The 19,953-nt window shown below is 44.6% G+C and carries 17 protein-coding genes; 10 read left to right on the top strand and 7 right to left on the bottom strand.

Going from position 1 to position 19,953, the window contains the following annotated elements; genetic code table 11:
* Positions 1 to 5 precede the first annotated feature (5 nt).
* The 6 genes from fabG (at position 6) to AZI87_RS11900 (ending at position 4,956) form a co-directional block, all read left to right on the top strand.
* Entirely contained in the window at positions 6 to 755 is a 750-nt protein-coding gene (fabG, locus tag AZI87_RS11925) for a 3-oxoacyl-[acyl-carrier-protein] reductase (RefSeq protein ID WP_063207242.1), read from the top strand.
* A 128-nt stretch (positions 756 to 883) separates the two neighbouring features.
* Positions 884 to 1,120 carry an acyl carrier protein gene (acpP, locus tag AZI87_RS11920; protein ID WP_041871683.1) on the top strand — a complete coding sequence of 79 codons (237 nt, stop codon included), beginning with the start codon at positions 884 to 886 and terminating at the stop codon, positions 1,118 to 1,120.
* 6 nt (positions 1,121 to 1,126) lie between these two features.
* Positions 1,127 to 2,395, top strand: coding sequence for a beta-ketoacyl-ACP synthase II (gene fabF, locus AZI87_RS11915; protein ID WP_063207239.1), 1,269 nt, complete (start codon positions 1,127 to 1,129; stop codon positions 2,393 to 2,395).
* 8 nt (positions 2,396 to 2,403) lie between these two features.
* Positions 2,404 to 2,874 (top strand): RpiB/LacA/LacB family sugar-phosphate isomerase, encoded by a 471-nt coding sequence (locus AZI87_RS11910; protein WP_063207236.1) that lies wholly within the window; start codon positions 2,404 to 2,406, stop codon positions 2,872 to 2,874.
* 177 nt (positions 2,875 to 3,051) lie between these two features.
* Complete coding sequence (gene glyA / locus AZI87_RS11905; RefSeq protein ID WP_063207233.1) at positions 3,052 to 4,299, top strand: serine hydroxymethyltransferase; 1,248 nt, start codon at positions 3,052 to 3,054, stop codon at positions 4,297 to 4,299.
* Between the two features lie 90 nt (positions 4,300 to 4,389).
* Positions 4,390 to 4,956, top strand: a complete 567-nt coding sequence (locus AZI87_RS11900) for a M23 family metallopeptidase (RefSeq protein ID WP_253696771.1) — start codon at positions 4,390 to 4,392, stop codon at positions 4,954 to 4,956.
* Between the two features lie 212 nt (positions 4,957 to 5,168).
* On the opposite strand, the gene AZI87_RS11895 is transcribed toward AZI87_RS11900, so the two are convergent.
* Positions 5,169 to 6,146, bottom strand: a complete 978-nt coding sequence (locus tag AZI87_RS11895; RefSeq protein ID WP_081112214.1) for a hypothetical protein — start codon at positions 6,144 to 6,146, stop codon at positions 5,169 to 5,171.
* A gap of 415 nt (positions 6,147 to 6,561) precedes the next feature.
* On the opposite strand from AZI87_RS11895, the gene AZI87_RS11890 reads away from it, so the two are divergent.
* Entirely contained in the window at positions 6,562 to 6,861 is a 300-nt protein-coding gene (locus tag AZI87_RS11890; protein ID WP_063207230.1) for a hypothetical protein, read from the top strand.
* 14 nt (positions 6,862 to 6,875) lie between these two features.
* Here the strand turns inward: AZI87_RS11890 and AZI87_RS11885 are convergent, their stop codons facing one another.
* The gene (locus tag AZI87_RS11885) at positions 6,876 to 7,529 is read right to left on the bottom strand and encodes a hypothetical protein (protein WP_253696768.1); all 654 of its coding nucleotides are present in this window, start codon (positions 7,527 to 7,529) and stop codon (positions 6,876 to 6,878) included.
* A 179-nt stretch (positions 7,530 to 7,708) separates the two neighbouring features.
* Between AZI87_RS11885 and AZI87_RS11880 the strand changes: the two genes are divergently transcribed.
* Positions 7,709 to 8,344 carry a phosphatase PAP2-related protein gene (locus AZI87_RS11880; RefSeq protein WP_063207227.1) on the top strand — a complete coding sequence of 212 codons (636 nt, stop codon included), beginning with the start codon at positions 7,709 to 7,711 and terminating at the stop codon, positions 8,342 to 8,344.
* Here AZI87_RS11880 and AZI87_RS11875 read toward each other — a convergent pair.
* Both AZI87_RS11875 and AZI87_RS11870 read right to left on the bottom strand, forming a co-directional pair.
* On the bottom strand, positions 8,341 to 9,093 hold the full coding sequence (locus AZI87_RS11875) for an alpha/beta fold hydrolase (RefSeq protein WP_063207224.1): 753 nt from the start codon (positions 9,091 to 9,093) through the stop codon (positions 8,341 to 8,343). The two genes, AZI87_RS11880 and AZI87_RS11875, sit on opposite strands and share 4 nt — an antisense overlap.
* Before the next feature lie 10 nt (positions 9,094 to 9,103).
* On the bottom strand, positions 9,104 to 13,096 hold the full coding sequence (locus AZI87_RS11870) for an alkaline phosphatase family protein (RefSeq protein WP_155722558.1): 3,993 nt from the start codon (positions 13,094 to 13,096) through the stop codon (positions 9,104 to 9,106).
* Positions 13,097 to 13,288: 192 nt separating this feature from the next.
* Between AZI87_RS11870 and AZI87_RS11865 the strand changes: the two genes are divergently transcribed.
* Positions 13,289 to 14,509 carry an MFS transporter gene (locus AZI87_RS11865; protein ID WP_063207221.1) on the top strand — a complete coding sequence of 407 codons (1,221 nt, stop codon included), beginning with the start codon at positions 13,289 to 13,291 and terminating at the stop codon, positions 14,507 to 14,509.
* Positions 14,510 to 14,618: 109 nt separating this feature from the next.
* Here AZI87_RS11865 and AZI87_RS11860 read toward each other — a convergent pair whose 3' ends face one another.
* Entirely contained in the window at positions 14,619 to 15,206 is a 588-nt protein-coding gene (locus tag AZI87_RS11860) for a YceI family protein (RefSeq protein WP_063207218.1), read from the bottom strand.
* Between the two features lie 831 nt (positions 15,207 to 16,037).
* Here AZI87_RS11860 and AZI87_RS11855 point away from each other — a divergent pair.
* A complete protein-coding gene (locus AZI87_RS11855) occupies positions 16,038 to 17,171 on the top strand; it encodes a patatin-like phospholipase family protein (RefSeq protein ID WP_063207215.1) in 1,134 nt (377 codons plus the stop codon).
* On the opposite strand, the gene AZI87_RS11850 is transcribed toward AZI87_RS11855, so the two are convergent.
* Positions 17,172 to 19,043: a potassium transporter Kup gene (locus tag AZI87_RS11850; RefSeq protein ID WP_216635264.1), complete on the bottom strand. Its 1,872-nt coding sequence runs from the start codon at positions 19,041 to 19,043 to the stop codon at positions 17,172 to 17,174.
* Positions 19,044 to 19,312: 269 nt separating this feature from the next.
* The gene (locus AZI87_RS11845; protein ID WP_063207213.1) at positions 19,313 to 19,894 is read right to left on the bottom strand and encodes an NADPH-dependent FMN reductase; all 582 of its coding nucleotides are present in this window, start codon (positions 19,892 to 19,894) and stop codon (positions 19,313 to 19,315) included.
* Between the last annotated feature and the right edge of the window lie 59 nt (positions 19,895 to 19,953).

The raw sequence follows: 19,953 nt of genomic DNA, 5'->3' as shown, positions 1-19,953 counted from the left end.
TGCACATGAGTGGAAAATCTCTTCAAGGAAAGAAAATCGTTGTAACTGGCGGTAGCCGCGGCATTGGAGCTGCTATCGTAAAACTTCTTGCGGAAGAAGGCGCTCAAGTGGCGTTCACTTATTCTTCGCGCGAAGAAGCCGCTCAACAAGTTGCTCACACTCTTCCGGGTGAAGGTCATTTCTACATCAAAATGGATATCGCAAACGAAACTTCCGTGAACGAAGCCGTTGAACACATTTTGGAAAAATGGCCTGAAGTCGATGGCGTGGTAAATAACGCTGGCATCACTAAAGACCAACTTCTTCTGCGTATGAAAGCGGAAGATTTTGACTCTGTTATCAATACAAATCTTCGTGGCACTTTCCTAGTTACGAAAGCTTTCACTAAACCGATGATGAAATCCCGCAAAGGTTCCATCGTAAATATCACTTCGATCATTGGTGAAATTGGAAATGCCGGACAGGCCAACTACGCCGCTTCTAAAGCCGGAACTATCGCGTTTGCGAAATCCGTGGCTCAAGAGCTTGCCTCACGCAATATCCGCGTGAACAACGTAGCTCCTGGATTTATTGGAACCGAAATGACAGAAGTTCTTTCTGAAGACGTTAAAGCCAAAATGATGGAGAAAATCCCTCTGGCTAAAATCGGCGAAGGAACAGACGTTGCCCAAGCCGTTCGATTCCTTCTCAGTGACGAATCGAAATACATCACAGGGCACACTCTGGATGTAAACGGTGGAATGCATATGAATTAATTTTTTTTGCTGAATAGAACTCTGTTTTCAGAGGACTATTCGCAAAAATAAAAAGTCATCTGCAATTAAAAGGCAGATGACGACTAGACTTGTGAATTAAATTAGATGAACGCATATTAGGAGGACAAATGGCAATTCATCCAAAAGTAAAAGACATCATCGTTGAGCAATTAGGCGTAGATCCAGATAAAGTGAAGCCTGAAGCTTCTTTCATCGACGACCTAGGTGCAGACAGCCTTGATATCGTTGAACTTGTGATGGCTATGGAAGAAGAATTCGATCTTGAAATTCCAGACGAAGACGCTGAGAAGTTGAAAACTGTTCAAGACGTAGCTTCTTACCTTGAGAAAAAAGGAAAAGCTTAATTTTTTATGAACTCCCGATTTGAACGTCCATCAAAACCGCAAAGAAGAGTCGTCGTCACTGGCGTGGGCGCAGTCACTCCCCTTGGTAACACCATTGAGGACAGCTGGTCTGCCGCAAAACGTGGGCAATCTGGTATTGCTAAGATCACTAAATTCGATACAACGGGTTTCGATGTTACTTTTGCCGGCGAAGTGAAGGGTTTTAATCCTGATCTTTACGTCGAGAAAAAAGAACAGAAGAAAATGGACGAGTTCATTCACTATTCAATCGCAGCTTCCAAGATGGCTCTTGAAATGGCCAAATTGGAGCTGACTCAAGATGTGAAAGATCAAACGGGAGTCATTATCGGTGTGGGTATCGGTGGTCTTCATACCATCGAAGAAACATCGATCAAGATGAAGGAAAAAGGACCGGGTCGCATCAGTCCTTTCTTCATCCCTGCTGTCATCACCAACTTGGCAGCTGGACAAGTATCTATCGCTTTAGGACTGAAAGGTCCTAACTACTCTATCACTTCAGCCTGTGCTTCTGGCGTTCACTCTATTGGTGATGCTGTTCGCTACATCCGTGATGGAAATACAGAAGTGATGCTTGCGGGCGGAGCGGAAAGCACAATCTGCGGACTTGCTGTCGGCGGTTTTGCTTCTATGAGAGCTCTTTCCACTCGCAATGATGCTCCTGAAAAAGCCAGCCGTCCTTGGGACAAAGACCGTGATGGTTTTGTTCTAGCAGAAGGTGCTGCGGTTCTTTGCCTTGAATCTTTAGAGCACGCTGAAAAACGTGGCGCTAAAATTCTTTGCGAGATCACAGGCTATGGAGTTTCTTCCGACGCTTATCACATGACGTCTCCTGCTCCTGAAGGAGAAGGCGGCTACCGTGCGATGAAAATGGCCTTAGAAGATTCAGGTCTGAACGCTTCTGACATTCAGTATGTAAACGCGCACGGCACAAGCACTCCTATGGGTGATGGTCTTGAGTCGGCCGCGATCAAACGCCTTTTGGGCGATCACGCGAAGAAGGTCTGGGTTTCTTCTACGAAATCTATGACAGGTCACGCGTTGGGTGCAGCAGGTGCGATTGAATCTGCTTTCTGCGTGATGGCGATTCGCGATCAAGTGGCTCCACCGACGATCAATTTAGAAAACCCAAGCGAAGACTGTGATTTGGACTATGTTCCTAATAAAGCTCGTGAAGGTAAGATTGATAATGTTATCAACAATAGCTTCGGTTTCGGCGGAACAAACGCGTCGATTATATTCTCAAAACTAAAATAGGGTGAAACATGGTTGTGTACATAGGTTGTGATCACGCAGGGTTGGATTTAAAACTGAAAGTGATGGCAGCCTTCCCCGACCTTCAATGGAAGGACTTAGGGACACACACGCCCGATTCTATCGATTATCCCGATTACGCTGACAAAGTTTGCAAAAACATTGTTGAAGTAGAACTTCAAAACAAGAAAAACGGAGTTCAAGATTCACTTGAAGGTCCTGCTCTGGGTATTTTGATCTGCGGATCAGGCCAAGGCATGGCGATTCGTGCGAATCGTTACCCGCAAGTGCGTGCAGCCCTCTGCTGGGACGAAGATGTTGCTCGTCTTTCAAGGGAACATAATAACGCGAACATTCTTTGTATGGGGGCTCGTTTCATTGCGCCTAATTTGGCCGTGAAAATGATCAAGGCTTTCTTAGAAACTAAGTTTGCTGGCGGCCGACATCAAAACCGCGTCAATAAACTCGAACTTCCCTGCTAATAAAATTAAATCTGCATTTTAGAAATTAAAGGTTCATGATCAAAAACCTGGGGCAAATCCGCGTTTTCTTATCAAGAGCTTTGAATCATCCCATCAGCGACACTGGTTGTTGAGGCTTTTCATTAAGTCCCATTCACGCAATAATTCCTCTAATCAGAAGCCATGAAGGAGCTTTTTATGCATTCAACGTCTCAATCATTAGCCCAAGTTGATCCAGAAATTTTAGCGGCGATTAACAAAGAATCAGATCGTCAGCAATTCGGATTAGAGATGATTGCTTCTGAAAACTACACTTCGCGCGCGGTGATGGAAGCTCAAGGTTCTATCCTGACAAATAAGTATGCGGAAGGTTACCCGGGCAAACGCTACTACGGTGGTTGCGTCAACGTCGACACTGTAGAAAGTCTTGCGATCGAAAGAGCCAAAAAACTTTTCGGTGTAGGCTTTGCGAACGTGCAACCGCACTCGGGCTCACAAGCAAATATGGCTGTTTACTTGGCGGCTTGTAAAGCGGGCGACACTATTTTAGGAATGGATCTTTCTCACGGTGGACACTTAACACATGGTTCACCAGTCAACTTCAGTGGTCTTTTGTTTAAAGCCGCTTCGTACAAGTTGGACGCTGAAACAGGTCGCATCAATTATGATACAATCCGCGCAACAGCAAAAGAAACTCAACCGAAGCTCATCATCGCGGGTTACAGTGCGTATCCTCGCCTTCTAGATTTTGCGAAATTCAAAGAGATCGCTGATGAAGTGGGCGCACAGTTGCTTGTCGACATGGCACACTTTGCAGGTCTAGTAGCTACAGGTCACCATCCTTCACCGGCTCCTTATGCAGATTATATCACGACGACAACGCACAAAACTTTGCGCGGTCCTCGTGGCGGCATGATCCTGACAAACTCGGAAGAAAAAGCAAAGACCATGAACTCACGCATCTTCCCGGGTATTCAAGGTGGACCGCTTGAGCATATTATCGCAGGAAAAGCCGTTGCTTTCGGCGAAGCTTTAAAGCCCGAGTTTAAGCAATACAGTGAGAAGGTCATCCAAAACGCGAAAGCTTTGGCTGATGAAATGCTTTCGTTGGGCTTCAAGCTTGTGACTGGTGGCACAGACAATCACTTGATTCTTGTGGATTTAAGCGATCGTGAAATTACAGGTAAAGTGGCGGAACATTCTTTGGATGAGGCCGGTATCACTGTGAATAAAAACACTGTACCAAATGAAAAACGCTCGCCGTTTGTCACAAGTGGTGTTCGTATTGGAACCCCTGCTTTAACTACTCGGGGCATGGGCCCTTCCGAGATGAAGCAGATTGCTAAATGGATTGCGCAAGTTCTGAATAATCCAGAAGATGTCGCAATGAAGTCCAAAATTCACGAAGATGTGAAGCAACTTTGCAAACAGTTCCCCATTTATTAGTATTAAAAGACCTGTGTCGTTTTGGAATTATCATCCGGTAATTCCAAAATAATGCTTTGGATCCGCAGGGTTATTAAGTATACTCAAAGCATGACACCAGGATGGAATCAGCTAGTTAAAATTGCAGGATGCATTTTCTTTGTAGGAGCGTTGGGCTCTTGCACCACTTTTCACACTCCCCTTTCACGCGAGTATTTCAAACCGGGCGGCGCGTCTGACGCTCGCAGCACGGCTTCTGACCACAGCCCTTCGATACAACAACAGTTGACGTTTGATTGGCCCGTGGATCGCGCTCGTATGACACGTGGTTTTTTACCTAAGAAAAAACGCCCTCATTTGGGTATTGATTTGGCCGCTCCTAAAGGAACACCGATTTTGGCTTCCCAATCAGGAACTGTGATCTACGCAGGTCGTGAGTTCCGTGGTTATGGAAAGATGGTATTGATCGAGTCTGGTGACGGCTGGGCAACGCTTTACGCTCACTTTGACAAGATCCTAGTGTCGGAAGGCCAAAGAGTTCACCAAGGCGAAGTGATTGGCGCCATGGGGCGTACAGGACGCGCTACGGGGGTTCATCTACACTTTGAGATCCGCAAAGATCGTGGCCCGATTGACCCGCTACCGCTGCTGCCGATGTCAGCAACTGCAAAACTTTAAACAACTACAAAGTAAACTTAGAAACCCACTGCAAAGTGGGTTTTTTATTTCCTGTCCATGCACAGCGCGAGCAATTGGCTGAGCTTGGGGGATGATGATGATAAGCCCCGCCCGTTGAACTCAATCCCGAGAAAATAGAAGAGACATAGACATAAAAAAACCCACAGCTTTTAGCCGTGGGTTTCTATTTCACTCAAATGAGCAAGTTCAAATTAGAACAAGTTCAAGTTAGCAGATACTGCAACGTTTGTGCGGTCGTCGCGGATATCTTTAGGAGTGAATTGTACGTTTGGATAAACGTAGATATCACGAGTAACAGAGATACCGATACCAACTGATTGGTATGGCTCAAGTTGGTAAAGACCTTCTTCAGTGTAGTCTTCGTATCTAGCAAATTGGAAGTAACCGAAAACTGTTCTGAAAGAGAATGTATCGTTGAAAGTGTATTCCGCGAATGGGAACAAACCTACACCGTAGTCATAACGAGCATCAACTTGGTCCATTGCACCTTTAGCGATGTCTTTATCGATAGAGATAGAAGCACCACCAGACCAGTTAGAAGAACCGAAATCAGCAAGCACAGTTTGGCTTACAGATACGTTACCCAAAAGGTTGTAGTAATCAGTAGAATCTTCTTCAGTGTAGTGAGAGTAAGTCACGCTAGAGATCATTTGCATGTCGAAAGCGCGGTAACCGTGACTGTAATCAAGGTACGGAGTAGAAACTTGAGAACGGCGTACTTTACGGTTTGAGTTACGAGGATCTTGGAAATCCTTCGTGATGTCACCGTGAAGAGGATCCATTACAACGATACCAGTACCGAAAGAAAGGTTACCACCTTTAGAAACACGGTAGTTAACACCTACGTTACCAGACAATTGAGTCAAAGACTCGATTGAAGCAGACGCACGGTAGTTAGGACGGATAGCATCGAATGGTCTTTGTAGAGATCCACCGTTGTAGCCAAGGCTAGATTTGAAAGACCATTGAGATTTCGAACCAAGCTCAGAACGCATACGAGCATTCGTGATCTCTTCGTCGATATCTTTCTTCTGTTCTTCTTTGTTTTGAACGTCAGTCACTTTAACAGTGCTTGTGTTCGCTGTTTGGTTTTGTGCTTGCTCTTCTGCATGAGCAGCAACAGTAACCATAGTTCCCAAAATCAGTGACATCAAAATTTGTTTTTTCACTGGTTTCCCTTTCCTTAATGGTTTTTTGTTCTTGTTAAACTTCCCAAAAACTTAAAATCAAAAATCAAATTCACGTTCTTTCGGCTCCCAAAACAAATGGGGCTGAAAAAAGGATTCAAACTGGTCCCAAATTGGAGCCACCGAGCCTTAATGAGCAAGTAAGGTGCCACGACTTCAGTCCCGTTTCAACACCATTTCTTAACTAAAACCTAAAATAAAACCCCTTTAATTTTGATTTGGTGGAAATTGCTGGGTTCAAAATGGCATTAGACACAGATGGCCAAGTCTTAAGAGTGAGTAATTAACAAACTCCACTGAAAAATATTCAGCTTTCAAGACCCTTCCAATTCACTTGCAAAGCTACAAGTTGCCCACTGCGTAAGAGGTTTTGATACTGAGAAGAACAGGAGGTCTCATGGACGAGTCGCAACGCCAACTCTATCTCGAACGCGATTATCTTCATCAGATTGGTATTTCTTTAAATGCAGCGCTATTTATCGTGGATCGCCTGACAGAAGAAATTAAAGAAGAAGAAGGGCGCTTAGAAACCGACTCCGAGATTGAACGGCTGTTTCATCATCTTGCAGATTATCTCCTTAAAATAGACTCTCTGGTAAAAACCCGAAACACCCATCTGTCAGAGATACTAAATGAAGAGCTTGAAAAAGGAAAAACGGAGAGATCCCGTAAGAACTCTCCGTCGGCGCTCACCTAAATTGAATGAAGAAATTATTTAATACGACTCGATCCAACCACGGCTTGAGTCGTATTGAAGTACCCGACCATTCCTCTTGGATCACCCACGCCACCGGGGCCTACCAGTGGTAATGACTCTTCGGGCTTAAACCATTGGTAACGATCTTCATCAGCAGGAGTTTGTTTGTCGAAGAAAACACGCACACCTTCTTGAATAATCATGCGGTTGTTTTGATAAACTTCCATCGTGGCATAATAAGGATTGCAGGTCGCGTTTCCGCACATCGCATGGAAGGCCACAACGTAGCCCGCGATATCGACTCGGCCATTGACTTGTTCTGTGCCGGAGTGAACCGTCGTCACGGGGACTTCTTGATTATTCACTAAGATCGTTGAAATCACAACACGAGGACCGGGCTGACCTTCTGGTGTCCAATGACGAGTGACGTTGACAACGTCAGCCTCTAAACCTTGTGCAGCGGCTTGTTCGCCAGCAGCTTGTGTTTTAGCGCCATCCACGACAGTCGCACCCATTTTATTTCTTTGATAACGAGCCGCAAATTCAGAATCCTTTTTTGCACATGCACTGAGGGACATCGCCGCTACTGCAAGAAGAGTGATGATTAAAAATTTAGCGTCTTTCATATACACCTCGATCTCTTCTTTATTGTGCAAGGAAAAAGCCATCAGAAGATTCTTCTAATAGCCTGATATTTCACGTGAATCTCATTCTGAGACGAAGCCCCTAATTCGCACAGAAGCGGCGAAGACAGATTTTGTCGAGAGCCGCTTAACGCGTTGACAAGTTCTTCTTTTCTGAGAAGCGACGATGAGCTATGTTAGGTCCTTAATGCAAGGTGTGGACTATGAGTTTGGTTATTAAAAGTTTGATCGCGGCAGGAGCTGTTGTCTTTTGGTTGTTCTCTCAAAAACTCTTGGGACAAAGAAATCAGAAACATGCCGGTGGAATTTATGATTCAGTTCATAAATTGACGGATAAGATCAATGCGATTTTACAACACCATCCCTGGGGGTCCCGCGCGCTTTTAATTTCAAGCTCTTTGATCGTTGATGCGTTAGGGATCTTCTTAATTACCTCAGCTTTATTCGGGCCATCGATTCGTCCTTTATTTGGACTCTTTTTCCTATTCGCCCTTCGTCAAATCAATCAAGCCATCACCGTGCTTCCAACTCCTGAGGGAATGATTTGGAAGGATCCAGGCTTCCCGTCTTTGTTTGTGACTTACGCGGTGTCGAATGATTTGTTTTTCTCTGGGCATACCGCGCTCGCGGTCTTTGGCGCTTTGGAATTAGCCTCTTTGGGTGGGCCCTTATTTATCACTCTTGCGATCTTCATTGTTATCTATGAGGTGATCACTGTTCTTTTATTAAGAGCTCATTGGACTATGGATGTTTTTGCAGGTGCCGTCACCGCCCTTTGGATGTTCACGGTGGCAGAGAAATTTTCTCCGGCCATTGATCAATGGCTTCTGCAATTTTAGATCTTTTCTTTTTCTAACCAGTTTTGCAGCTGATTCAGGATCCAGTGTGGGTCGTCCAAGAAAAGGTCATGCCCTGCTTCGGGGTGCGTGATCAAAGGAAGATCCCATTTCTTCGCAATTCGCTCTGAGCAAGAGGGATGCACGACTTTATCTTTACCCGACGATAATACTAAGACCGGAATCTTGGGTTTTTCCCTTTGGGGAATCTGCGATGCCAAGGCCAATTGCCATAGGAAGTTTGTAGGACGCAGTGGATACTTCTGGCTTCGTTCTCCCCAGACAGGAGCCATGCTTTTGATTCGCTCTTCAGGAAGGAAACTTGTCATCTTTAAGACGCGTTCTTCCTTTACGACGTGGTCTTTCACAGCCGCGAGCTTTGCGATATTCAAAAAAGCTCCTGGAGTCATGCGACGATAAAAAGGAGAATTGTTAAGACTCGAGTTCACAAGAACGACCGCCCTCACCTCTTCCGGGTAGGTATGCGCCCATTCCAGCGAAAGCATTCCTCCTAAAGAAAATCCAAAAAGAATTTTTTTATTATCTGTGGGGACTTGAGAACGAAGACCTTCGATATTTGGCTTCACTCTCCAAGGAGTGGTCTTTTTAAAAAACTTTCCATTACCGATGATGTCCGGAGTATGCAGAAGGTCTTGTGGGAAGCGGGTCTTCATTTCGGGCAGAAAATCCCACCAGTGAAATTCTTCACTGACGATGCCACGAATTAAGACCCACTCTCTAGAACCCGACATGAACTTCCTTTTATGGTTGGAAGCTCAATCCTTTGAAATAAGCTTCCGAAGAATCTTTCGCGTCGTTAGAGTCGTGTTGGATAGTGATCGCTGCGATCTCCATGTCATCAACTGAAACGCCCGGGAAAGCTTTTGCTAAGTCTTCAGCCAAGTTGCGCTGGTAGTTTTGTGCTTTACCCAGCATATCTTGATTGTTCAGCAAAAGTTGTTTTGCTTCTGGCAAAGTCGCTACGACAATATTTTTGTTAGAGTACCAGTTTTCAAAAATCTGTCCGGCTTGTCTTGTTTCACCAGAAACTTCATCACCCCAGTAGTAACCGAAAAGAACAACCTTGTCATTCTTTGGATCTACTAAAGTGCGATCTCCGTTCGCTTTACCAATACGAACTGTGAACCAAACCTGGAAAGCCGAGTCGTCTATGCCCGTTTTGCCTTTTACCGGGTCAGCGCCTTTAACACCTTTAGTTACAGCCAGCTTCAAGTTCATTTTTGAAAACTCGACCGGTGAAAATCTGTAGGCCAAAGTAGTCATGCGCATAGAGTTATTAACACTCTTCATCAAAGCCCATGGCTCGCCATTGTATTCCGCCGTAATGTAACCAAAGTCTTTGTTATCATCCAAACCACCCGGAGAGCGCGACTCGTAATTGAACTGGTGATCCATACGGAAGTGCACCATGTTCTTGTGATTGTACTCAATGTTAATGCCGTTTGGCATGTTCGCGCGAGTTGCGGGGCTGACTTTTTTCACTGCCATGATGTCTGGAAGCTTTTGTACATCCAACACCGCATACGGGTCATAGCTCAACTGTGAGCTTGGCAGCTTTGTTTTCACTTCATAGCTTGATGCCGGATCATTCACTGCCGGGATCAATTGACGGTTCAACTCATGAGAGTTTCCGTACGGAAGGAAATCCACCAAGTGCTCAGCCTTCAACGAGTACACTTTCGCTAGACCGTCTTTTCCAAGGCGAGCGTAGCTTTGAGTTTTGAAAGGATGACGATTCGCTTCAGCTAAGATCACTTGCGTGTTCCAGCGAAGATTTTCTTTATCATCAGTCACATTCAATTCTGCCATCGATTGAACCAAACCTTTCATAAAGGCTTTTTGGTTAAAGCGCGAAGACAAGATACCTGCCAAGTGATCGGCTTTAATAGTTCCCATATCCAAAGCCATCAGCTTTTTCGGGAATTTCGAAGAAGACACCGTCACAACACCGTCATTGCTTTCATCAAACTGACCGATGATTTTCGTCGCTTTCATGAAGATGTGTGAATCTTCAGGATCACTTTCAAACGTCACAGAGAAGTAACGAGTCAGACCAATGAGTGATGTCTCATTTTTTCTCCAGAAAGCTTCCATTGCTGTTGGCGTGATAGATTTAGAAGCTGTCTTTTCTGTTTTACAAACTTCAGGACCTTCATTTTCAGAAAGAGCTGAAACCAACGCGAAAGGAACGTCTGTCGTATTTAGGATGCTAGAGCCATGCAAAGGAGCCGCGACTGCCACGAAACCTTTCACGTACGTCGACACAAAAGAACCTGCTTTAGTAAAGGCATGAAGAGTATCTACAGCACCTTTAGAGTAACCCACGATCAAGTAGCGAGGAGCTTTGTGACCGCGCGCTTGACGGGCCTTAAAGTCTTCACGAAGGTATTTTAGAATGATCTCTGCATTGTAATCACTAGAGCATGTTGCTTCTACTGGCGGCGTAATCACGCGTACACCCATTTCATCGCTGACAGCATTGAGACCTAGACTGAAGATCTCGCGGTCAAAGATGCTGTTATAGATGCCGGGAACATAAACTAGAGTCACGTCATCAAGCTTTTCATTATAGACTTTAGAAAGAGCCGTCGGGTAAACGCGTTCCTCCAACTCTGCTTCTTTGATGGCTTCTTTTAACAGAGATTGAACTTGTGCTACCTGCTTATTGCTTGCAGCGTTTAAAGCTTTATAACTCTTAACCAAGTCAGACTTATTAGAAGTCCACGTGCGAGCAAATTGCAGGTCGCGAGTTTCAGGGATGTAGGGCTTTTCCTGAACCACGATGGATTTTTCTAAAAGATACGGCATTTGGTACATCTTCATCACCGCGCGTTTTGCCGGAAGGATGTATTGCTTAAATTTATTCAAAGTAGAATCTAGGCCGGTAGCACCCTCTTCTTGTTTCCACTCGATGCCTGCACCTTTAGAGTCCTGTAATAGACCTACTTTTTCTTTTACTTTTTGCACGCGTGGGTCATTCATCAAGTTATCAACTGAACCTGAAGTTAGAACTGCGTCTGTCACTGCACCGATATCTTCAGGGCTGATCATTGTTGTCACGTCGAACTTGCTGATATCAAAACTCATTGGTGTCAGAGCTTGAGACGGCGACTTCTGGAATGGATCGAATTTGAAAGCATCCATGAAGCTTTTCATTTCAGACACTAAGAAGTAAGGCCGCGTGTCAGAAACGAATCTTGAAATATGTTGGAAGATGCGTTTTTGCGAAAGATTCTTTGCTTCTGTCTCTACACCACGAGTGGCGTTTTTCACGACGTCTTCAAGAGCTTGCTGAGCTGAAAACTCCGCGCGGCGAGACGTCTCTCCAAAAAGAGATTTCGGCTCAATACCTAGGTAAGGAAGAATGTCTTTAGAACGAATTTGACCTGGGATCGCTCTTTTATTTGAAGCCATCAATCCGTAAGAAGATGATGCCGTTAATGAACCGTGTGTGCGGTACATTTTTGTAAATGCGCCTAATGAAGAGTTGATATAGTAACCGTCTTTCAAAGTCAGGATGAAATCTGGGAAGTCGAAATTTCTTTCGGAAGCTGATTCCACCAGACGATAGATGGCGTCTGGGTATAAGGAGTTTTCAGAAGCTTTGACTAGATCTTTAGGCTGGATCGCTTTGGGAGCCGCCTTTGTAGAAATATAAGCCTTGTCGATACGAAGAGCATTTCCAGTCTCTGCATAGTAGTAATAAAGTTTGTTCTTTTTATCGTACTGAATGACGGCGCTTCCTTGTTGGGAAGTCACGGCCATCAAAGTTTCGCTTTCGTTATTACGATTGATAGTCACTGCAAGATCGAACCAGTTTTCTTTACGGAACTCCCCGATCAAGTTTTGCATGTTTTTGCGGTCTTTTAGATAAACTGGGGCCCATGTTCCCAAGGCCATAAGAGGGACGGCAACGTCTTTTGAATCTTTCAGTTGTTGAACATTATTAAGACCAGCTCTTTTAATAACGTCACCGATATTTACACCTTCAAGCTCTTGCTCTGGCGTACCTTCTTGGAATCGTCCGATATTACCGTGATCTGAAACTAGAACCACTTCAACATCTTGGCCTTTGTCTTTATAAGATTTTAATAGACGTTTTAATTCTGCATCTAGAATACGCATGACCGGGAATAAACGGTCTTTTTGCGTGTGAGCTGTCGAATCGATCGCTCCAATATAACCCGTGAGGAATTGTTTTGGTTTTGCAGCGATCAAATCATCAACCACAGTCTTGATTTCAAGTTTTGGAACTTCTTCTGTAGGGAAGTACATCAAGGCTTCAACATACGGATTAAAGAAAAACTCAAAAGCGCCCATGTAATACTTAGGGAAAGAAAGGCGACGATAGTAATCGCGGGGATCACCTTGTACGGATTGAGTGGCGTCATCGAAATAAGTTGCTTCCACAGATTTGATACGACCGGCATTACCGAAGATGTCGGCGGTATGAGTCACAGAAGCCCAAGAAAGATCTGTCATGGAAGGAAATGGAGCTACGTGAGCACCCGATTGTGAGAACTCTTTGAATAAACCTTCACGTTGTGCGGCTTTGAAAGCGTAATAACTAAGACCATCTACACCGATCACAATTGTTTGTACCTTTTGCGGAGCTGCTTCGGCCTTTTTCCAAGGCATCGTGAAAGCGTGGGCCTGCGAAACCGGTGCTGCCATGCCTACGATAAAAGTGCTCGCCATCGCCACTGTTAAAGCTTTAAAGGTACGGATCTTCATAGAACCCTCCTGAACAAAAAAAATTCGTCTCAACATGAATAAAGGCAAGGAGAGTGCCACGGAAGCTCCTGTATACGTGAGCTGATATGTCTCGGTCTGAGATAGCGACAATTTAGGACTGCTATTGAAAGGAAATCAGACGTCACAAAATGAGAACTTGCCAAAGAAGAAATCCAGGCGCAGATAAAGAGCATGCCCTTGGATTTTAAGAAACTCGTCAGTGCCCGCTTCTTCTTTACTTTCGCCGTGCAAATGCAAGCCGTTATTCTTGGATGGCGTATTTATGATCTCTTGAAAGATCCTTTGTATTTGGGATTTATCGGTTTAACCGAAGCGATTCCTGCGATCGGGTTTGCTTTGTATGCGGGATACCTTGTGGATCGCTTACGTCCCTTAATGGTGTATCGACGAGTTATTTACGTGAGCTTGCTTTCAGGTCTCGTCGTACTAACGGAGCATCTTTTCGCACACGACATGAATGTTTCAACTCAGGTGGGGCTTTTATATTTCGCCGCTTTCTTAACGGGTCTTGCCCGTGCGTTTTCTCAACCGGCGATCTTTGCAATTGTTCCAAGACTGGTAGAGCGTGGACTTCTTATGCGTGCCAGCGCTGTTTCAAGCTCTGTGATGCAAGTAGCTCGCATCGGGGGACCTGCAGTTGGTGGATTGATCTTTGGCTTCTGGGGTCCTGTCGCCTCTTCAAGTATTGTTTGCATCTTGTTGGTGATAGCTTCAGTTTCTCTGATGTTAATTCGTAAGGACCTACCCGCACCGGAACAAACAGTGCAGCATGCTTCGATTAAAGATGAACTTCTCTCCGGTGGAAAATTCGTTTTCAAACACCCGATTCTTCTGCCTGCCTTGTCTTTAGATATGATCTCGGTTCTTTTTGGAGGCGTAACCGCCCTTCTGCCTATCTTCGCGAATGAAATTCTTTTTGTAGGCCCCAAGGGACTAGGCATATTAAGAGCGGCACCAGCTATCGGTGCAACCATGATGAGTCTTTACTTATCTAGAACAAATGGAATGCGCACGGGTCGATGGCTTTTAAGTGCAGTTACGGGCTTTGGTTTTTGTATCTTGGTGTTTGGCTTAAGTACGAATTTTTATTTATCTGTAGCCGCCCTCGCGCTCAGTGGAAGCTTCGATAGCATCAGCATGGTGATTCGCTCGGCCGCCGTCCAATTATCATCCCCAGATCATATGCGTGGAAAGATCTCAGCCGTGAATTCAATCTTTATCGGCTCATCAAACGAAATTGGCGAACTTGAATCTGGGGTAGCCGCAAAGCTTTTAGGAACTGTACCGGCTGTTTATTTTGGTGGAATCATGTGCATTCTGACGGTCGGATTGATCGGCTATCTATCGCCTTCTTTGCGAAAACTCGATCTTGAAAAGCTTCAGGCGACTTAATGTTTTTCTTTAAACTCATCGTTAGACATTAAAAACTTACATCGTTAAATAAAAAAAGCCCCGCATATTTGGCGAGGCTTTTTATTAGAATTCAATTTTCTGGAACCAATTACTTCTTAGCAACAAGGTTCAAGTTCAATTCGAACTCATCGCTGATGATTTTATCGCCAGCAAGTTCTTTAAAGAAGTTGCCTGAACCGTATTTGATACCCCATTTAGTACGGTCTACTTTAACAACCGCAGTACCTGTCACAGTGTCTTTACCAACAACAACTTTTGCTGGGAACTCGATAGGTTGAGTCACACCTTTGATCGTCAAGTCGCCTTTTACAGTCACTTCGTCTTTTGATTTCGGAGTCACTTTAGTAAGTTTGAAAGTTGAAGTCGGGAATTTTGGAACGTTGAAGAAGTCATCGTTAGAAAGGTGACCAACAAGTTTCTTGTTGTACTCAGCATCTTTCACATCGTTATTTGTGATAGAAGCCATATCAATAACGATATTCGCAGATTTCAACTGTCCTTTATCAACAGTCACATCGCCTTCTTTAACCGCGATAGCGCCATCATGCGCACTTCCTACTTTCTTAGTGCCTTTCCAAGCAACTGTCGAAGCCTTCGTATCAATTTTATAAACATCAGCCGCCTGAGCAGAAACAGCTGAAAGAACCAACAATGCACTCAATACTAGTTTCATCATTTTCTCCTTAAAAGATGTCGTTCAATGTTGTTGAACAAACAAACTATTTCGTAATTAAATAAAGAGATCAACCTTCGACAAGAAGAATAAAACTAAGATCCATAAACCACTCTCAACACCCTTTCAAATACCCAACCCAAAGTCGCTACAAAGAGCGGCCATTCACATTCCCCTAGACCAAAAAAACAAAATGAGTCCCATCCAAAAACAATCTTCAAAAATAAAAACATTCCCTAATTGAATTAAAGATTAAGAAAAATCACCATCCACACAAAGAACCAAAAGCCCCCTGGCACCTTTTGGTATAAGTCCTCGCAGACGCCAACATAAATGAAGCAAAGCAGTACAAAAAAGAACCAGGCACTTTAAAAATTAACGCAGCATAGACCCAAAAAAGAAGCAGGCACCCAAACGCGGGCGCGGCCACAAAAGCCTTGCCCTATATTCCCCTCCACCCTTAAACGCCGTGCAACTTTTTGAAGAAGGTATTTAGGTGTTATCGCGGAGTCGGACCTCCGGCCCCGCAGGATGCGGTATTCCAGGCCGGCGAGCGCTGGATGCGCGCGTCCGACGGAGTGATAGCACCTAAATACCTTCTTCAAAAAGTTGATCCGATGATAAAGCAGAGAGAGAGGGGGAAAATAGAAAGGACTCCGCTCGGGAGTCCTTTTACGAGGTATTATTTCCTTCAATGGAACCGATAAATCGATTGATGATTGTATCGTGCCTCGTTCATTCACAGTATCTGACGGTGTGTATTTTTCTTCAAGTCTAGAAATACCCTTAAACTTCAAATGTAAAAATATTATTTTTAGTAAAGAGGTTGAAGCTATGTCGGTAGGTCTAGTGCTTTCAGGTGGCGGCGCCCGAGCTGCATATCAGGCTGGTGTGATTGCTGCTATCGCCGAAATAGCAGAAAAAAATGGCGTTCAACAACTCTTTAACTACTATACCGGAGTCAGTGCCGGCGCGATCAATGCAACAATGCTAGCTTCCACCCCTGAATGTCGAATTACAAATGGAACAAAAAAACTCTTAGATCTCTGGAGTCATGTCACCGCAGAACAAGTCTATGTGACGGATCCCTTTCATCTCTCTTTTGGTGGCATAAAATGGATCACGGATCTTTCCATGGGCGGCATGAAGCCGACATCTCACCGCCGTGCCCTTTTAGATACGTCGCCGTTAAAATCTTTAATTCGCAAGCATTGTGATTTTTCAAACATACAAAAGAATATCGACGCCAAAAAGTTCTCGGCGCTGGCGGTGTCTGCACTTGATTACTTTAGCACCTCCACTGTCACCTTTGTTCAAGGAACTCAAGAAATACCTTCGTGGCAGAGGGTCCGTCGTCAGTCAGAAGCCAGTAAAATCACATCGGATCATCTTTTAGCCTCTGCAGCCATTCCGCTGCTCTTCCCACCCGTCACTATCGGACACCGACACTACGGAGATGGCTGCATTCGCAATCAGTCTCCGTGTGGGCCGGCCATCTACATGGGGGCTAGAAAATTGATCGCTATTGGCGTAAGAAAAAAACAGGATCTTTGTTACACTTCTCATCACGTTCAAGATGTGAAACCTCCGACGGTGGGACGTGTCGTCAGTGTGCTTCTGCATGCCGTGATGATGGATGGTCTTGAGGTCGACATTGAAAGAATAGAAAGAATCAATTCAAATATCCTGAAGCTTTCCGAAAAGGAACAATCGTCTCTGTCTGTTCGTCCCATTCAATATGTGTGGATTTCTCCCTCACGCGACCTTTCACAGATCGCCTCGAATAAAGTTGAGAGACTGCCAAGAATGATTCGCTACTTACTGCGCGGCTTAGGATCTCTTCAGGATGCCAGCGAAATAGCGAGCTTCCTTTTATTTGATCAGGAATACTGTAAAACACTGACAGAGATTGGATATGAAGATGGACTTCAACAAAAAGAGCAGATCGAACGTCTGCTCTTAGAGTGATTAGATTTCAACCTGTATCCCCACTTCGATCACTTGATTCGGCGGAATTCTAAAGAAGGCTGTGGGTCTTTGGGCATTCTTCGACATGATTGCAAACAGACGTTCACGCCAGTGTGGCATCCCTGGTTCATCAGGACGGTTTGCGCTCTTATCGGCGATAATTGTTTCTCGACCTAAAACAAATGTCGTGTCCGTAACATTGAAGTGAATATCTTTTGAGCGGCAAGCCTCCAAGATATGCTTCATCTTAGGAATTTCCATAAATCCGTAGTAGGCCAGAATACGGTACATGTTTGGAATGACTTCCTGAATAGAAACCCGGTCTTTTTTAGAAACAAAAGGCACTTCTCGCGTTTGAATTGTTAAAATCGCCACGCGCTGATGTAAAACTTTATTGTGTTTCAAATTATGCAATAGTGGAACAGGAACGCCCCATGGATCTCCGGACATGTAGATCGCCGTTCCGGGAGCACGCAAAGGAGGTTCTCTTAAAAGTTTTTGGCAGAACTCCTCAATCGGCATGGATCTTTCTTTCAAACGACGGAAGAGCACCTGACGCCCTTTTTGCCATGTCGTCATCAAAAGATAAATCACAAGGCCAATCACCAACGGCACCCAGCCACCATGCGTGACTTTACGGATATTTGCCGCAAAGAAAGCCATGTCGACGACAAAGAAGGATCCAAAGATCGCCGAAGCTTTGAGCAAACTCCAATGCCATTTTTGTCGAGCCACTTCAAAGGCCAAGATCGTCGTAATAACCATCGTACCGGTCACAGCGATACCATAGGCGGCTGCCAAGTGACTCGAAGATCTAAATGTAAGAACCAGCCACACGACCCCCAAGAAGAGCGTCCAGTTCACAGAAGGAACATAGATCTGACCAATCTCTTGGCTGGAAGTATGGACGATCGAAATACGAGGACAGAAGCCCAACTGAATGGCCTGACGAGTGATCGAAAAAATTCCCGAGATCAAAGCTTGTGAAGCGATCACAGTGGCTGTCGTCGCTAAAATAACCAACGGTAACAAAGCCCACTTCGGCGCCATAAGATAGAATGGATTTGAAACGGCCTCGGCGTTATTCAGAAGCAAAGCACCTTGACCGAAGTAATTGAGAGTCAAAGCCGGAAGGGCGACAAAGAACCACGCCAGACGAATCGGACGTTTTCCAAAGTGTCCCATGTCAGCATAAAGTGCCTCACCGCCTGTAACAACTAGAACGACAGAGCCCAGAACGATGAAACCATGCCAACCATTGCGCAGGAAAAACTCCAACGCATGATGCGGCAGTAGAGCTTCAAAGATGTGCGTGTTTTCCGCCATGGAGTGAATACCCAAAACGGCCAAAGTCGTAAACCACAACATTAAGATCGGACCAAAGATGACTCCGATTTTTCCCGTACCGTATTTTTGCATTAAGAAAAGAGCATTGATAACGAAGATAGTTAAAGGAACGATGTAGGGTTCAAAGCTAGGAGCTACGTAAGTTAAACCCTCCATCGCAGAAAGAACCGAAATCGCCGGAGTGATCATTCCATCACCATACAAAAGGGCCGCACCAAAAAGACCCAAGATGGTCATTAGCCAACGACGACGAGTCAGATCTTTATGTTGCTGGCTGCGCACTGCAAGCGCCATCAAGGAAAGAATTCCACCTTCACCTTTATTATCTGCGCGCATGACGAAAGCCATGTACTTCACGCAAATCATGATGATCATTGTCCAAAAAATAAGAGACAAAATACCGATGATATTTTCAGGTGTCGGATGCAATCCGTATTCACCACCAAAGCATTCACGAAGAGCGTAAAGAGGGCTTGTACCAATGTCCCCAAAGACCACGCCAAGCGCGCTCAATGAGACCATCATAATATTTGCGTTCGATTTATGGGGGTGACCTGTATTATCCACAGATCGTAAGTGTAGAGAAGATCTATTGTATTGTCAGCTCAGCAAAAAATGACGCAGACAGGCTAATTACATGAACTTTAGTTGCTTCCGAAATAGGCTCTTTGAGATCATAGAGTCTATGGCACCTAGTTCGATATTTCGTTCTAAATGGTTACTTGCAGCCCTCTTGATCTTAGGTTTGATCTATTTTGAGGGCCGCATTCACAGCAAACTGATCGAGAATGAAGCTACTTCTGCTTCTTTTGCTCGATAAGAGCATTGGCATCGATTTTAAAAGCACCTAAGGCTTCGGTGAACTTTTTAAATCCTTTTGCCTGTTTTTCTAAAAGCTGCTTAATCAGCTCGTCTTGAACCTGACCATCAGCAGTTAAAATTTTATGCACATTCATAATAAAAACACGCTCGGGATAGACGTAAGCATTGCGATACCCAAAGACCTGCTGCAGATGCTCTACCGGGCGAAGTGCCCCGAACATTCCACCCAATCCGACAAAACACACCGGACGGAACTCGAAAGAATCTGGAAACTTCAAGTGATCGATGAAGTATTTAAGAATACCGGGCATGGAGCCATTGTACTCTGGACACACCACAATCAAACCTTCACTGGAAAGAACTTTATCCAAATAGGGTTTCATTGCATCGCTGGTTTTTCCATAATGAATGTCATCGTGCAGATGTTTTTTAAGTTCTTTCAAATCGATGATTTCCACCTGCTCACCCAATGAATGATAGACAGATTGAATGTGTTTTGAAATTTTAAGAGTGTTGGAGTCAGGACGATCAGTGCCTGAGATAATGTACTTCATGAATTAAATCTCCTAGACAAAGTGATATACCTTTCGTTGTAATAAAGCACAAGCGACAA

It is taken from the genome of Bdellovibrio bacteriovorus, from assembly GCF_001592745.1.
Taxonomy (GTDB): Bacteria; Bdellovibrionota; Bdellovibrionia; order Bdellovibrionales; family Bdellovibrionaceae; genus Bdellovibrio; species Bdellovibrio bacteriovorus_B.
This window is presented reverse-complemented; position numbering and strand designations above follow the sequence as displayed.